The sequence below is a fragment of the Streptomyces sp. NRRL S-350 genome (assembly GCF_000719705.1).
In the GTDB taxonomy this organism is placed as follows: domain Bacteria; phylum Actinomycetota; class Actinomycetes; order Streptomycetales; family Streptomycetaceae; genus Kitasatospora.
Window position 1 is genome coordinate 58961 of sequence record NZ_JOHO01000035.1, and the last position, 14534, is coordinate 73494.

The 14534-nt window shown below is 74.5% G+C and carries 13 protein-coding genes; 6 read left to right on the plus strand and 7 right to left on the minus strand.

All coding sequences use genetic code 11. The features are described from left to right. Positions 1–92 precede the first annotated feature (92 nt). Entirely contained in the window at positions 93–1592 is a 1500-nt protein-coding gene (locus tag IF30_RS0126630) for an MFS transporter (RefSeq protein WP_030243133.1), read from the plus strand. A gap of 145 nt (positions 1593–1737) precedes the next feature. Here IF30_RS0126630 and IF30_RS0126635 read toward each other — a convergent pair whose 3' ends face one another. Both IF30_RS0126635 and IF30_RS0126640 read right to left on the minus strand, forming a co-directional pair. Then, a complete protein-coding gene (locus IF30_RS0126635) occupies positions 1738–2577 on the minus strand; it encodes an ABC transporter permease subunit (RefSeq protein WP_030243135.1) in 840 nt (279 codons plus the stop codon). Next, on the minus strand, positions 2574–3506 hold the full coding sequence (locus IF30_RS0126640) for an ABC transporter ATP-binding protein (protein ID WP_030243136.1): 933 nt from the start codon (positions 3504–3506) through the stop codon (positions 2574–2576). Before IF30_RS0126640 ends, IF30_RS0126635 begins: the two co-directional genes overlap by 4 nt. 135 nt (positions 3507–3641) lie before the next feature. On the opposite strand from IF30_RS0126640, the gene IF30_RS0126645 reads away from it, so the two are divergent. Then, on the plus strand, positions 3642–4889 hold the full coding sequence (locus IF30_RS0126645; RefSeq protein ID WP_030243138.1) for a sensor histidine kinase: 1248 nt from the start codon (positions 3642–3644) through the stop codon (positions 4887–4889). Between the two features lie 50 nt (positions 4890–4939). Further along, positions 4940–5593 carry a response regulator transcription factor gene (locus IF30_RS0126650; protein WP_051711225.1) on the plus strand — a complete coding sequence of 218 codons (654 nt, stop codon included), beginning with the start codon at positions 4940–4942 and terminating at the stop codon, positions 5591–5593. A gap of 25 nt (positions 5594–5618) precedes the next feature. Here the strand turns inward: IF30_RS0126650 and IF30_RS0126655 are convergent, their stop codons facing one another. The 4 genes from IF30_RS0126655 to IF30_RS0126670 form a co-directional block, all read right to left on the minus strand. Continuing rightward, complete coding sequence (locus IF30_RS0126655) at positions 5619–6458, minus strand: SAM-dependent methyltransferase (RefSeq protein WP_030243142.1); 840 nt, start codon at positions 6456–6458, stop codon at positions 5619–5621. Positions 6459–6554: 96 nt separating this feature from the next. Beyond that, entirely contained in the window at positions 6555–7307 is a 753-nt protein-coding gene (locus IF30_RS43955) for a hypothetical protein (RefSeq protein WP_051711210.1), read from the minus strand. A 181-nt stretch (positions 7308–7488) separates the two neighbouring features. Next, positions 7489–8502 carry a hypothetical protein gene (locus IF30_RS0126665; RefSeq protein ID WP_030243145.1) on the minus strand — a complete coding sequence of 338 codons (1014 nt, stop codon included), beginning with the start codon at positions 8500–8502 and terminating at the stop codon, positions 7489–7491. After that, entirely contained in the window at positions 8499–8846 is a 348-nt protein-coding gene (locus IF30_RS0126670; protein WP_030243147.1) for a GntR family transcriptional regulator, read from the minus strand. The genes IF30_RS0126665 and IF30_RS0126670 overlap by 4 nt, the downstream gene beginning before the upstream one ends. Positions 8847–9070: 224 nt before the next feature. On the opposite strand from IF30_RS0126670, the gene IF30_RS0126675 reads away from it, so the two are divergent. Further along, positions 9071–10414 (plus strand): chloride channel protein, encoded by a 1344-nt coding sequence (locus tag IF30_RS0126675; RefSeq protein ID WP_234322849.1) that lies wholly within the window; start codon positions 9071–9073, stop codon positions 10412–10414. Positions 10415–10533: 119 nt separating this feature from the next. Here the strand turns inward: IF30_RS0126675 and IF30_RS0126680 are convergent, their stop codons facing one another. Then, on the minus strand, positions 10534–10887 hold the full coding sequence (locus IF30_RS0126680; protein ID WP_030243150.1) for a hypothetical protein: 354 nt from the start codon (positions 10885–10887) through the stop codon (positions 10534–10536). A gap of 466 nt (positions 10888–11353) precedes the next feature. On the opposite strand from IF30_RS0126680, the gene IF30_RS0126690 reads away from it, so the two are divergent. Both IF30_RS0126690 and IF30_RS0126695 read left to right on the plus strand, forming a co-directional pair. Beyond that, a complete protein-coding gene (locus IF30_RS0126690; RefSeq protein ID WP_078891712.1) occupies positions 11354–12661 on the plus strand; it encodes a cation:proton antiporter in 1308 nt (435 codons plus the stop codon). A gap of 122 nt (positions 12662–12783) precedes the next feature. After that, positions 12784–14406, plus strand: coding sequence for a sulfatase-like hydrolase/transferase (locus IF30_RS0126695; RefSeq protein ID WP_051711212.1), 1623 nt, complete (start codon positions 12784–12786; stop codon positions 14404–14406). Positions 14407–14534 lie beyond the last annotated feature (128 nt).

The following is a 14534-nucleotide window of genomic DNA, read 5'->3' on the forward strand; positions in this document are numbered from 1 at the left end:
GCGGCCGGGGGCCGGCCGGGCGACGATGAGCCGGGCCGAGCCGACCGACGGCCGGCCGCACCAGGCCCCCCGGACCGCGGGAAGGGGCTCCCATGACCGTCCACCCCCCGCGCGGCGCCGCGCACCCGGACCCGCCCGGCGCCTCCGCCCTCGGCGGGCGGGCCGCCGCCCGGCGCTGGCGGGCGCTCGCGGTCTGCCTGGTCGCCGGATTCATGACCCTCCTGGACGTCAGCATCGTCAACGTCGCCCTGCCGACCGTCCGGGCCGGACTGCACATGTCGGAGAGCGGTCTGCAGTGGGTGCTCAGCGGATACGCGCTGGCCTTCGGCCTGGTGCTCGTCCCGGCCGGGCGGCTCGGCGACGCCCGCAGTCGGCGGGCCGTCTTCCTCACCGGGCTCGCCCTGTTCACCGCGGCCAGCGCACTGGCCGGGGCCGCGCAGAGCCAGGAGTGGCTGGTGCTGGCCCGGCTGTTCCAGGGCGCGGCGGGCGGCGTGCTCGTCCCGCAGGTGTCCGGGTTCATCCAGACCCTCTTCCGGGGCGCCGAGCGCGGCCGGGCCTTCGGCGCGCTCGGCGCGACCATCGGGCTCTCCACCGCCGTCGGCCCCCTCCTCGGCGGGCTGCTGATCCACCTGTTCGGCCCGCAGGACGGCTGGCGCTGGGTGTTCTTCGTCAACCTGCCGATCGGCGTCGCGGCCCTGCCGATCGCCCACCGGCTGCTCCCGCCGCCCCCGCCCGCCGCCGACCGGGCCGGGCACCGCGACTTCGACCCGGTCGGCGTGCTGCTGCTCGGCGCCGGCACGGTCGCGCTGCTCCTTCCGTTCGTGCAGGCGCAGCAGTGGCACAGCCCGGCCCGCTGGCTGCTGCTGCCGCTCGCCGCGGTGCTGCTCGCGGCCTTCGTCGGCTGGGAGGTGCACTACGGGCGGCGGCGGGAGCCGCTGGTGAGCATGGCGCTGTTCGCGGTGCGCCCGTACGCGGCGGGGGTGGTGCTGTCGCTGGCGTACTTCGCCGGGTTCACCGCGATCTTCTTCATCTTCACGCTGTACCTGCAGGCCGGTCTGCACTACTCGGCGCTGATGGCGGGCTTGGCGATCACTCCTTTCGCGGTCGGCTCGGGCGTGGCCGCGGCGGTGGGCGGGCGGCTGGTGAGCCGGCTCGGCCGTCGGCTGGTGGTCGTCGGGCTGCTGCTGGTGCTGGGCGGCCTGCTGGCCGCGGCGCTCGCGGTGCAGCTGTGGTCGGGGCCCCGGGTGGGCTGGACGACGGTGCTGCCGCTGCTGGTCGCCGGGGTGGGCAGCGGCCTGGTGATCGCCCCGAACCAGACGCTGACGCTGCAGCAGGTCCCGGTCGCCCGGGCGGGCAGCGCGGGCGGGGTGCTGCAGACCGCCCAGCGGGTCGGCTCGGCGGTGGGCATCGCGGTCGTCGGCTCGGTCTTCTTCGCCCACGCCGGCGGCCGCCACCCGGACTGGGCGCTGGCCTTCCAACTGGGCGTGTCGGTCGCCGCGGGCCTGGTGCTGGCGGCGCTGCTGGTGGCAGTGGCGGACACCGTCGCGGGGCGGTCGGCGGAGCGGCGTGACCCGGTGGGGGACGGGTCGTGACGGGCGGCGCGTGGCGGGCGGCGCGTGGCGGGTGGGAGTGTGGCGGGCGGTATTACGAACCGCGTTCCCCGCGCGCCGCATCCCGGCGTTCCCCGCGCGCCGCAGCCGGGCAGACCCCCGCTCGGCGGTGGCCCCGGAACCCCGGTCAGTGGTCCCGGCGGTGTGCCACGGCCGCCGCGACCGCCACCGAGGCGACCGCCCACACCGCGTAGGTGATCCACGCGCCCGCGACGGTGGCGGGGTACTCGCTGGGGCGCAGGCCCGCCAGGCTGGTCCGGGCCAGGCGCTGCCAGGCGGGCAGCGGCAGGGCGTGCAGCAGGTCGGCCGACCAGCGGTAGCGCTCGGTGACGATCGACGGCACGAAGAACAGCACCACGACGGTGCCCACCACGGCCCCCGCGCCGTGCCGCAGCAGTGTGCCGAGCCCGAGCCCGGTCAGCGCGCACACCGGGCCGAACAGCACGGCCGCCGCGACGTACCGCAGAGCCATCGGGTCGGTGACGGACTGCCCGATGCCGACGCCGGAGAGGATCGCCTGGCTGCCGCCGAAGGACACGCCGACGGTGAGCACCCCGAAACCGAGCATCACGGCCGTCAGCACGCACGCCTTGGCCAGCAGCACCGCCCGCCGGTCGGGCACCGCGGCGAGCGTCGTACGGATCAGCCCGGTCGCGTACTCGCCCGCGATGACGATCGCGCCGATCCCGCCCCCGACGAGCATCAGGATGTCCGCGGCGGTGAGGTCGAAGGCGCCGCCCAGTGCCACCTGCGCCATGACCAGCGGATCGCCGTCGCCCGGGGTGTAGTGGTCGCGGGTGTACTGGGCGGACTTGAGGTCGGCCGCGACGATGGCGATGGCGCTCAGGCCGAGCACCCAGGGGATCGAGCGCAGCGACCAGAACTTGGTCCACTCGGCGGCGAGCAGGTCGCGGAAGCGGGCGCGGAGCTCGGTCCGGTCGGCGGGGGTGGGGGACAGGGTGCTCATCGGGGCTCTCCGGCGAGGTGGGCGAGGTATTCGGTGGTGTCGGCGGTCAGTTCCATGAACGCCTCCTCCAGGGAGGCACCGCGGGCGGTCAGGGCGTGCAGCAACAGGCGTTGATCCAGGGCGAGTTCGCCGATCCTGGCGGCATCGAGACCGGTCACCACGAGGGATTCGTCCGGCGCGGGCCGGACGGTGGCGCCCGCGGCGGTCAACACGGCCGCCAGCCGGTCGGGTTCGGCGGCCCGGATGGTGACGGCAGCCCGGCCGGCCCGGGCGGCGAAGGCGGTGAGGCTCTCGTCGGCGAGCAGCCGGCCGCGCCCGATCACCACCAGCCGGTCGGCGGTGTGCTCCATCTCCGCCATCATGTGGCTGGAGACGAACACCGTCCGTCCCTCGGCGGCGAGGCGGCGGAAGAGCCCGCGCACCCACAGCACGCCCTCCGGGTCGAGGCCGTTCAGCGGCTCGTCGAAGAGCAGTACGGGCGGGTCGCCGAGCAGCGCGCCCGCGATGCCGAGGCGCTGCTTCATGCCCAGCGAGTAGCTGCCGATCCGCCGCCCGGCGGCCCGGCCGAGGCCGACCTCCTCCAGCACCTCGTCCACCCGCCGCAGCGGGATGCGGTTGCTGCGCGCCAGTGCCCGCAGGTGGGCCCGGCCGGTGCGCCCGCCGTGGACGTCGCCCGCGTCGAGCAGCGCGCCGACGTGCCGTAGCCCGCGCGGGCGGCCCCGGAAGGGGCGGCCGTCGACGGTGACGCTGCCGGCCGTGGGGTCGTTCAGGCCCAGGACCAGCCGCAGGGTGGTGGACTTGCCGGCGCCGTTGGGGCCGAGGAAGCCGGTGACGGTGCCCGGCCGGACGGTGAAGGTGAGGCGGTCGACGGCGGTCCTGGCGGCGGTCCCGCGACCGTGACGCTTCGTCAGCTCGATGGCTTCGATCATGGGCTCCACGGTGCCGGGGGAGCCGGGTCCGCCGCATCCGACCGGTGTCGACACCGTACGGCGGTCCGTGTCACCCCCGGTCGTACAACCAGGGCTGGATGACGGCGCTGCGGCCCGTCGTTACGATCTCGAACCATGCCCTCCACCCCGCCCCCGCCGCTGTTCCGGCGCGTCCCGCCCGAGGTCTGGGTCGGGCTCGCCTGGTGCGTGGCCGCCGCCTATCCCGCCGTCCGGCTCGGTGGCGGCGCCGCACAGCACCACGGCGCCGCCGCGCACGGCGGGTGGCCGTTCACCCTGGCCGACTCGGCGGTGGCCTTCGCGGGCGCCGCGCTGGTGCGCCGGCTGCCGGTGTCCTCGGTCGTCCTGCTGCTGGTCGCCACCTGGACGGAGACCGACGGCTGGGCCGGCGGCGCCCAGGTGCCGCCCGCCGCACTGCTCGCCGTGGACACCGCGCTCTGCCTGATCACCGCGACCCGGCCGCGCCGCACCTCGCGGGCGGCGTTCGGCCTGGTCATGGGCTTCCTGGTGCTGCACATCGGCCTGGTGCACGGCAACACCGTCGGCATCTTCACCGGCACCCACATCGGCTCGGCCGACGGCGCCGCACTGCTCGCGCTGGTCGCCTGGCTGACCGGCCGCTCGGTGCGGCAGAACCGGGAGCACGCCGAGGCGTTGAGCACCCGGGCGGCCGCCGAGGCGGTCACCGCCGAACGGCTGCGGATCGCCCGCGAGATGCACGACACCGTCGCGCACAGCCTCGGCATCGTCGCCCTGCAGGCCGGTGCCGCCCGCCGGGTCATCGACAGCCGGCCCGAGCGGGCCAAGGCGGCGCTGGGTGAGATCGAAGCCGCCGGGCGGGACGCCCTGGCCGGGCTGCGCCGGATGCTGGTCGTGCTGCGTCAGGCGGACGGCGAGCCCCCGAGGACCGCCCCGCCGGGCCTGGCCGACCTCGACCGGCTGGCCGAGGCGACCACCGCGGCGGGTGTGCGGGTGGAGGTCCGGCGGCAGGGCGACCAGGGGCCGCTGCCGGCGGAGGTGGACCTCGCGGCGTTCCGGATCCTCCAGGAGGCGGTCACCAACGTGGTGCGGCACGCGGACGTCCGGGCCTGCGTCGTCCGCGTCGACCGCCGAACGGCGGGGGAGCTGTCCATCGAGGTCACCGACCGGGGCCGGGGCCCCGGTACCGCCCGCGGCGGCGGTTTCGGGCTGGCCGGGCTGCGGGAGCGGGTCGCCCTGCTGCACGGGGAGTTCGCCGCCGGGCCGTGCCCCGACGGCGGGTTCCGGGTCGCGGCCAAGCTGCCGGTGCCGGTGCCGACCGGGGCCGGTGCCGCCGTTCCGGCGGCGGCCGGGGCCCACGGGGCCGACGGGGAGGCGGGCGCGTGATCAGGGTGGTGCTGGCCGACGACCAGCCGCTGGTGCGGGCCGCGCTGGAGATGGTCATCGCGGAGACGGCCGACATCGAGGTGGTCGGCGAGGCGGGGACCGGGGCCGAGGCCGTCCGGCTGGCCGCCGAACTGCGCCCGGACGTCGTGGTGATGGACATCCGGATGCCCGGCACGGACGGCATCGAGGCCACGAGGCTGGTGACCGCCGCGGACGGGCCGGTCAGGGTGGTCGTGCTCACCACCTTCGACGAGGACGAGCACGTCTACGCGGCGCTGCACGCCGGGGCATCCGGGTTCCTGGTCAAGGACATGGCGCTGGAGGACATCCTCGCCGCGGTGCGGGTGGTCGCCGCCGGGGACGCCCTGATCGCACCGAGCGTCACCCGGCGCCTGATCGGCGCGTTCGCCGACGGCCGACCGCCGGAGCGGGCGCGGTGGCCGGAGCGGGGGCCCGGTGCGGACGACGCCGCCGTCCGGAAGGACGCCGTACGGCGACTGGACGCGATCACCGAGCGCGAGCGGGAGATCCTCACCCTGGTCGGCCGGGGCCTGTCCAACTCCGAGATCGCCGCCGAACTGGTGCTCAGCGTCGCCACCGTCAAGACGTACATGACCCGGCTGCTGGCCAAGCTCGACGCCCGCGACCGGGTCCACCTGGTCATCCTGGCCTACGAGGCGGGCCTGGTCGCCGTCTCCGGCTGACCGGGCCCCGCCTCGCCCGGGCCGCTCAGCGCTTGACGGCCACGCCCGCGTACATCGCGATGTCCCGGTCGCGGACGGGCGCGGCGTCGGCGTCCGGGTTCCAGTGGTGGACCAGGGTGACGCCCGGGTCGAGCAGCTCGAAGCCGTCGAAGAAGGCCTCGGTCTCGGCCTTGTCGCGGATCTGCAGCGGGATGCCGCGCGCGTTGTACTCGCGGCCGACGCCGCCCACGCCCACCGGGTCGGTGTCGCCGGTGAAGACCGTCATGACGAGGAAGCTGCCGGGTGCCAGGGCGTCCATGAAGCGGCGCACGATGCCCTGCGGGTCGTCCTCGTCCAGCACGAAGTGGACGATCGCGATCAGCGACAGGGCCACCGGCTGCGAGAGGTCGAGCACCTCGCGCAGCCGGGGGTTGCCGATGATCGACTCCGGGTCGCGGAAGTCGGCGTCCACGTAACAGGTGCGTCCCTGCGGCGTGCTGGACATCAGCGCCCGGGCGTGGGTCAGCACGATCGGGTCGTTGTCCACGTACGCGACCCGGGCCTCGGGGGCGATCGCCTGGGCGATCTCGTGCACGTTCGGCGAGGTGGGTATGCCGGTGCCGATGTCCAGGAACTGCCGCACGCCGTGCTTCTCGGCGAGGTGGCGCACCGACCGCTGCATGAAGTCGCGGGTGGTGCGCATCGAGATCGGCAGTGACGGCCAGGCCTGCACGGAGGCGTGCGCGGCGACCCGGTCCGCCTCGAAGTTGGTCTTGCCGCCGATGAGGTAGTCGTAGACCCGGGCGGAGTGCGGGACGTCCATCCGCAGGTCCACCGACGGGTACTTCTCCTGCGGACCGTTCTCCGCCCGAACCTCGTTCGCCATGCTCGCCCTCCTGGTGGGCATCCGTCACCGGCCGCCGTGGTGGCGGTCCCTGGTGCGCATGGTAACGGTCTACCGGTACGACGAGATGACGAGATCTCAGGCCTGGGCTTCGGGACGCAGCGGCTCCATCGTCGCCGCGCCCTTCTGCCGGGGGATGACGTCGGTGCCCGAGCCGCCCCGGCGGTGCGCGGCGAGTTCGAGCGCGGCGCCGGTCCAGGCCGCACCGAAGGACCACGTCGCCAGCCATTCGCACAGGTACAGCGGCCGCACCGGCCAGTCGGCGCCGATGCCCGTCGCCCCGGCCGCGAGGGAGAGCAGCAGGGCCGCCAGGATCAGCACCCCGGCCGCCAGGTACGCCGCGCCGACCCGGGCCGGCTGGGTGGAGCGGGGATTGCGGAAGGAGTAGAGGCAGAACATCGCCAGCATCACGAACAGCAGGCCGGCGAAGACCAGGTGGAACACCCCGACGGTGCGCTGGAGGCCCGAAGCGTCGCCCGACGGGGCCGTCGGGCACAGGGCGACGCCGACCGCGAAGGTCCCGGCCGCCGTGCTCCAGCGGTCGTCCCGGCGGTCGAAGCGGTAGCAGACCAGGAACACCCCGAGCGCGCACAGGGCGCCGACGAAGACGTTCCGCGTGCCGGTGTAGTACGAGCCGCTCATCGAGCCCGGCCAGTAGCCGTCCGTGCTGCGCCCCAGCAGCTCGGCCGCGAGCCAGTTGCCGAACGGCAGGGCGGGCGGCAGCAGGAGGCCGATCAGGCCGACGCCGAGTCGTAGGAACGTGACGGTTCGTTCGTCCTGGACGCCCCGCCGGGCGTCCGGGGGGATCTGCGTGCGTGAGTCATGAGTCACGGACGCCTCCTTGCGTGCGGACGGGCGCGTGCGCCCGCGGACTTCTCGGGCCGCGAGGGGGCAGGGTGGGGGCGGTGTCGACGGGGCGCCGCCCGTACCTGAGCAGCCGTCAACTGGTGTACCCGCAACGGAGTTCGAAGCACCACCGAATCGAGTGGTTTACCGCCCGCAGCGCCACGGATCACCCCAGGGGCTGCCCGGCGCGCGCGATCAGCGCGTTGAGCAGGGCCGCCCCGCGCTCGGCGTCGTCGACGCTGACCGCGAACTCGGCGCCCCGGCGGGTGCGGACCACCAGGCACGCGCCCCCGCGCAGCATCACCGTGGTGCCGCGCCCGTTGATCCGGTACCCCCAGCCGCCCGCCTGACCGGCGGTGCGCTCCTCGGCGCGCGCCGAGTCGAGGTCGGCGGGGGACCAGTGCCGGGCCGGCCGGCCGAACGGGCCGAAGCCGACGGTCAGGCCCCGGGCGGTCACCCGCGCCTGCACCGAGGAGCAGCCGAGCGCGGTGACGGCGGACACCGCGAACGGCAGGACGAACGACCAGGCCGGCGCGGCCGATCCGCCCCCGGCCAGTCCGCTCGCGGCCACCAGCACACCGCCCGCCGCGAGCAGGCCGAGTACGGCGGCGAGCAGCTGCAGCCACGGGTTGGCGGTCCGCGACAGCCAGACGAACCGCTCGCCCTCCGGCACCTCGAGTGCCGGGGCCCCCGCTGCCGGACGCTCCACACCGCGGCCGCCGAACCGCCGACCCGCCAGCCAGGCCAGCGCCCCCGCGGTGCCCGTGGCCACCAGGACCAGGACCACCTCGACGCCCATCGGCGCGGCGTCCTGCCAGCGGGCGCGGTCCAGATTGGCGTGCACGATGGACGCCTGGGCTCCCGTCAGCAGCACCCCGCCGGCCGCCAGCGCCGCCGCCGCGCAGCCGGGCGTCCGCTCGGCCCAGTACCGCTGCACGAGCGCGGAGAGCAGTACCAGGACCAGCCAGACGCCCGCCGGGAAGAGCACCGCCGCCGTCAGCGTCATCGAACCGTCCGGGTGCCGCCCGCCCCAGTGGGTGGCCAGCGGCTCCGGCAGGCGGTGGCGCGCCGACAGCGGCAGTGCGATCAGCAGCGCCAGGACGCCGAGCGACCAGACCGCCGCGCCCCAGAGCCCGCCCCGCCGGGCCGTGCGTCCCTTCGCGGGTTCTTCATCCGTCACGACATCCCCCTGATCATGTCCACGAGATCGTTCCTGCTGTAGCCGGCCAGCGCCGCGTCCTCGACCAACTTCCGCACTCGGCCGACCAGTTCGGATCGGGTGTCGGCGCCCGCCGCGACCGTGACGCCGCGCCCCCGGCGGAACTCCAGCACCCCCTCGTCGCGCAGCGTGCGCAGGCCGCGCAGCACGGTGTTGGAGTTCACCCCCAGGGCCCGGGACAGTTCGCGGGCCGGGGGCAGCTTGTCCCCGGGGGCGAGCTCGCCCTCGGCGACGGCCCGTCTGATCGCCCCGGCGACCTGCTCGTGCAGCGGTCGGGTGTCCCCGATGTCCAGCTTCAGCAACATGGTGCTACTGACGATAGCACCATTCATCTCGGCCGCCCCGGGCGCCGGGGCGGCCCCGTCATCGCCCGCCCGGACGGAGCTGGGCTGTTCGAGTGATGCTTCCCGCACTGCCGATCGGTTGCCTCCGCACGGCCGGTGGCCGCCGTCGCTCCGTGATAGACGTCGGGGACGCGGCTGCCGCCGCCAGGTTCCCAGCGGAGACCGGCGTCCAGGAGGAGATGAGCTTGTCGGCCGACCCCCGGACCCCGGCACCCGGAGCGGCGCCCCCGGACCCGGCGGCCCTCATCCGTACGTCCGCCTACCTGAAGCTGCTGGCACTCGCGGCCGTCCTCGGGGTGCTGGTCTCCGCGGCCGCCTACGGCTTCCTCGCCCTGGTCGCCAAGCTGCAGTCGGTGACCTACGAGGACCTGCCCCGGGGGCTCGGCTTCCACGGGACGCCCCCCTGGTGGCCGTTGCCGCTGCTCGGCGTCGCCGGGCTGCTGGTCGGCGCGACGATCCGGTACCTCCCCGGAACGGGCGGCCACGAGCCGTCCGACGGACTGTCGACCACGGGCGCCCCGAGCGCGGTCGAACTTCCGGGAGTGTTCCTGGCCGCGCTGGCCACCCTCAGCCTGGGCGCGGTCCTCGGACCGGAGGCACCGCTGATCGTGCTCGGCGGCGGCCTGGCGGTGCTGGCCGTCAGACGCCCCGGTCGGGCCGTCCCGCCGCAAGTCGTCGCCGTCGTCGGAGCCGCCGGGAGTTTCGCGGCCGTCAGCACCCTGCTGGGGTCGCCCCTGCTCGGTGCTTTCCTGCTGATGGAAGCTTCGGGGCTCGGCGGGCCGATGCTGGGGGCGGTCCTGGTCCCCGGCCTGCTCGCAGCCGGTATCGGCTCCCTCATCTTCATCGGCCTCGGCAGCTGGACCGGTCTCGGCACGTATTCCCTGGCGCTGTCGAACGTGCCGCCCGCGGACCGGCCGGACATCGCCGAATTCGCCTGGGCGCTGGTCATCGGCGTGGCGGCCGCCCTGCTCGGAACCGGCATCCGCCGGGCCGCCCTGCTGCTGAGATCACGGGTGGAACGGCACCGGATCCCCGCGACGGTGCTGATGGGACTGGCGGTCGCCGGGTGCACCATCGTCTACACCACGGCGACCGGCAAGGGCGCGGCGGACGTGCTCTACTCGGGGCAGACCGCGATGGGCCCGCTGCTGGCCGGCCATGCCGGCTACTCGGTCGGCGCGCTGGTCCTCCTGGTCGTCTGCAAGGCACTGGCCTACTGCGCCTCGTTGAGCGCCTTCCGCGGCGGGCCGGTCTTCCCGGCGATGTTCCTGGGGGCGGTGGGAGGGATGGCGCTCTCCCATCTCGCCGGGCTGCCGCTCACCGCCGCGTTCGCCATGGGCATCGGCGGCATGTCCGTCGCCCTGTTGCGGCTCCCGATGACCTCGGTGCTCCTCGCGACCCTGCTGCTGGGCGGCGACGGCGTCACCGTCATGCCGCTGGTGATCGTCTCCGTGGCGGTGGCCTACGTCCTGACGCTGTGGCTCGGTCCGCGCGGCGAAGGCCCGAAGCCGTCCGCGGCCCGGAGCTGAACCGCCACCGCCGTCACCGGGGCGGCGCCGGCGTACTTCGTCCTGGGGGCCCTGCCGACGGCAGCCGCGCTCCCGGCGGCCCGGGCCTGCCCGCGCCCGTCACCGCCGTCGGCCGGGCATCATGCCCGCACCTGCTGGTGTGTCGGATGCGTGGCCTCCCGGAGGCTCTCCACGAAATGGGCGAGACCGCGGGCCACGGCGCCGGCCAGGACGAACACGGCGGTGATGAAGATCCATCCGTCCCGCTCGTCGATGCCGAGACCGGCGGCCGGTGCCGGCCGCTCCGGTGCGGGTGCGGACTGCGGGGCAGGGTGCGTCATGTCCTTGGCGATCGTGACGGCCCCCGCCAGCCCGTGCCTGATCGCGGCGGCGGCGAGCACCGAGGATCCGATCACCATCCAGCCGAGGCGTCCGATCTCGTCGGGCGGGGCCGTCACGGGCGGACGTGATACCTGGTGGTGGATGCCGAGCATGCGTCTCGCCTCCTTTGTCGAGTGCGGGAGGGACGATCCCTCCCTCCTCTCCGACGTTCGCAGAATGCGGCGGGCGTGCCATGAGTCGTCCGGCCCATGCCCGGGGGGCCGGATGTCCGCAGGACCCCGCTCCGCACCGTCGGTCGACCTGCTCCTCGGACCGGTCGGTCCTGCGCCGCGTCCACGCGACGTGCCTGATCCGGAAGGCGCACCTCGGGGTGCCGCTCGGCGGGTTCTACGGGGCAATGGTGGTCAGCGGTGCCACGGCCGCACGAAATGTGGGAGAGCCGATGAACGAGCCGCCAGGGCCTCCGTCCGGGCCGGGAGCGGGCGGGGCGGGCACCGGCGGCCCGCCCCGTGGCGCCGGCGCCGTCCGGAGCAGGGCGGATCGCGGTGAACACCGCCCCGGCCGAGCCGATCTCGTCGAGCTGCGTCCTACTGCCGGTCCCGCTGCCCACCGGCGCCGATGAGTGACATCGTGTGGGCGGGGGTCGCGACGGCCGGCGTCACCGCGGCCTACGCACTCGTCTCGCGACGCCTGGCGAGCACACCGGTGTCCGGGGCCATCGTGTTCGCGGGTGCCGGCGTCCTGCTGGGTCCCGCCGGTCTCGACCTGATGAGCCTGGACGCCGACGGCGAACTGCTGCTCACCTTCCTGGAGACCGCCCTCACCCTGGTGCTGTTCACCGACGCCATGTCCGTACGCCCGACGGACCTGCGCACCGGCGCCGGCCTGCCGGGCCGACTGCTCGGCGCCGGCTTGCCGCTCAGCATCGCTCTGGGCTGGCTGCTCGCGTGGCCGCTGCTGCCCGGGCTCACCGGGTGGGAGCTCGCGCTGGTGGGTGCCGTGCTCGCGCCGACCGACGCGGCTCTCGGCAGCAGTGCGATCGCCAATCCGCGGGTTCCCGCCCTGGTGCGGCAGGGGCTGAACGTGGAGAGCGGGCTGAACGACGGGATGGTGCTGCCCTTCTTCGTGCTCTTCCTGGCGGCCATCCCCGGCACCGGGTACGCCGAGCAGGGGGAGACCGGGACGTTCTGGCGGGCTCTGCTGCTGAGCACCGCCCTCGGCCTGATCGTCGGAGCCGGCGGAGGCCGCCTGCTGCGGTCGTCACGCGGGCGCGGCTGGGTCACGCGGGAATGGCGCCAGATCCACGTCCTCGCGGTCGCCGCGGCGTCCTACGGCCTGGCGGTGGCCACCGACGGAAGCGGGTTCATCGCCGCCTGGGTGGCCGGCTTCGCCTTCGCGTCGGCGCTGCGCGGCGGCGGGGAACCGCCGCCGGAGGGCGACCGCACCGCGGACCTCGCCGAGCACCTGGGCAGCCTGCTGGCCCTGCTCGGTCTGCTGGTCTTCGGGGCCGTGGTCCTCGGCCCGGCACTGCAGCACCTCAGCTGGCGCATCACCGCCTACGCCGTGCTCAGCCTCACCGTGGTCAGGATGGTTCCCGTCGCCGTCTCCCTCGCCAGGAGCGGGCTGAAGCCCCGGACCGTGGCGTACATCGGATGGTTCGGGCCGCGCGGCCTCGCCTCGATCGTGCTGGGACTGCTGATCGTGGAACAACGCGTCCCGGGAGTGGAGCTGATCGGGCGGGTGGTCGCGATCACCGTAGGCCTGAGCATCGTGGTGCACGGCGCGTCCGCAGCCGCGTTCTCGGACCGCTACGGCAGGTGGTACGAGAGGACGGCCGCGCGCGATCCGAACCTGTCGGAGAGCCGTGGGACGGCGTTCGTCGGCCGGCGCCGCAGGATCGGTCTGACCGGGCCGCCCGGGGAGTGAGGCCGCCACCCGGCGGCAGGTCTCACCCGGTCGGCCGCGGTCGGCCCCGTCCTCGGACGGTCTCCCGGGCGCCGCCCCTAGATTCGACGGAATCCAGCTCCCCTCCGCCAGGACAGGTGGCCATGACCCGTCGACCGAACATCCTGCTGATCGTCACCGATGAGGAGCGGGCCGCCATCCCGCGTCCCCAGGGCTACACGCTCCCGGCCCGGGAGCGGCTCGCCGAGCGGGGCACCACCTTCGAGCGCTACTACACCGCGTCGGCCATGTGCAGCTCCGCGCGGTCCGTGATCTACACCGGGCAGCACCTACCGCTGACCGGCATCTACGACAACGACAACATGCCCTACATCCGTCCGCTCGACCCACAGCTGGGCACCCTCGGCACGATGCTGCGCCAGGCCGGCTACTACTGCACCTACCAGGGCAAGTGGCACCTCTCCAACGCGTACGTCACACCCCGGAACCCCGGACCCACCACCGACGCTCTGGAGCCCTACGGGTTCAGCGAGTTCAACGACTGGGGTGACATCGACGGGGGCGCCTGGGCCGGGCTCAAGATCGACCCGGTGATCGCCGGCCAGGCCGTGAAGTGGCTGCGCGACCGCGCCCCGGTCGTGGCGGACGAACAGCCCTGGTTCATGGCCGTCAACTTCGTCAACCCGCACGACATCATGAGCTTCGACTACGGCGGCTCGCCCCAGGTGCGACTGCCCCCCGGCCTCGCGCACGCCGTCGTGGCGCGCGCCGCCGCGGATGTCCCGGTCTACCGGCGCCGCTGGGAGTTCGACCTGCCCCCGAGCCTCCGCGACGACCTGTCCGGCGCGTCCCCGGCGGTGGCCGAGTACGCGCGTATGGTGGACACGGTGTTCGGGCCGGTCGCCGATGAACAGCACTGGTACGACGGCCTGAACTTCTACCTCAACGCCATCCGGGACGTCGACCGCAGCATCGAGCTCGTCCTCGACGCGTTGGAGGCCTCCGGCCAGGCCGACCGGACGGTGGTCGCCTTCACGGCCGACCACGGCGAGATGGCCGGGAGCCACGGCCTGCGCCAGAAGGGCAATCTGGTCTACGACGAGAACGTCCACGTCCCGTTCGTGCTCAGCCACCCCGACGCGCCCGGCGGAGGCCGCACCGAGGCGCTCGCCTCCGCAGTCGACCTAGCGCCCACCCTCCTCGAGTTCGCGGGGCTGGACGGGGCGGCGGTCGCCACCAGGTTCCCCGCCCTGCACGGCCGCTCCCTGACACCGGTACTGGAGGGGAGGTCGGTTCGCGAAGGGGTGCTCACCGCCGTCGAGTCGATCATCACGCTGGACGCCGGGTTCTGGTTCGAGTTCGCCGACCCGCAGGCCCCCCAGCGGATCCTGTCGGGAGAGCTGCGCCCCGACTGGAGCAAGCGAGGCTTCCTGCGCGGCTACCACGACCAGCGGTACACCTTCGGCCGCTACTTCTCCCCGCTCAGCCCCAACCGCCCCACCAGCCCGCAAGAGCTCCACGACCAGAACGACGTGGTGCTCTATGACCGCGTCGAGGACCCCGACGAGATGCGCAACCTCGCCGCCGAGCCCGCCCACCGTGACCTCGTCGCCCGGTACAGCGCCCGGCTGGAGGACCTCATCAGCGCCGAGATCGGCACCGACACGCGCGCCTGGGTCACCGAGCGCCCCCGCCTGGTCGGCTGGCCCACCTGGCACGGCGACACCGACCAGCCCGCGCCCGCCGGGGCGGCCGCCCGCCGCTGAGCGGAGACCACCCGGCGTCCCGCCGCGCGCGCCTGAGCTTGTTGTTTAACCTCGGAGGTCACCCGACCTGCTGATCTGCGGTTCTTCGCGAGACAGCAGAGGCGGCCGCCCCTCACGCTTCGAGATGT

Excerpts from the sequence above, each read along its gene's own strand:
- IF30_RS0126630 (WP_030243133.1), top strand. The coding sequence starts at position 93 with ATGACCGTCCACCCCCCGCGCGGCGCCGCGCACCCGGACCCGCCCGGC.
- IF30_RS0126635 (WP_030243135.1), bottom strand. The coding sequence starts at position 2,577 with ATGAGCACCCTGTCCCCCACCCCCGCCGACCGGACCGAGCTCCGCGCC.
- IF30_RS0126640 (WP_030243136.1), bottom strand. The coding sequence starts at position 3,506 with ATGATCGAAGCCATCGAGCTGACGAAGCGTCACGGTCGCGGGACCGCC.
- IF30_RS0126645 (WP_030243138.1), top strand. The coding sequence starts at position 3,642 with ATGCCCTCCACCCCGCCCCCGCCGCTGTTCCGGCGCGTCCCGCCCGAG.
- IF30_RS0126650 (WP_051711225.1), top strand. The coding sequence starts at position 4,940 with ATGGTCATCGCGGAGACGGCCGACATCGAGGTGGTCGGCGAGGCGGGG.
- IF30_RS0126655 (WP_030243142.1), bottom strand. The coding sequence starts at position 6,458 with ATGGCGAACGAGGTTCGGGCGGAGAACGGTCCGCAGGAGAAGTACCCG.
- IF30_RS0126670 (WP_030243147.1), bottom strand. The coding sequence starts at position 8,846 with ATGTTGCTGAAGCTGGACATCGGGGACACCCGACCGCTGCACGAGCAG.
- IF30_RS0126680 (WP_030243150.1), bottom strand. The coding sequence starts at position 10,887 with ATGCTCGGCATCCACCACCAGGTATCACGTCCGCCCGTGACGGCCCCG.
- IF30_RS0126690 (WP_078891712.1), top strand. The coding sequence starts at position 11,354 with ATGAGTGACATCGTGTGGGCGGGGGTCGCGACGGCCGGCGTCACCGCG.
- IF30_RS0126695 (WP_051711212.1), top strand. The coding sequence starts at position 12,784 with ATGACCCGTCGACCGAACATCCTGCTGATCGTCACCGATGAGGAGCGG.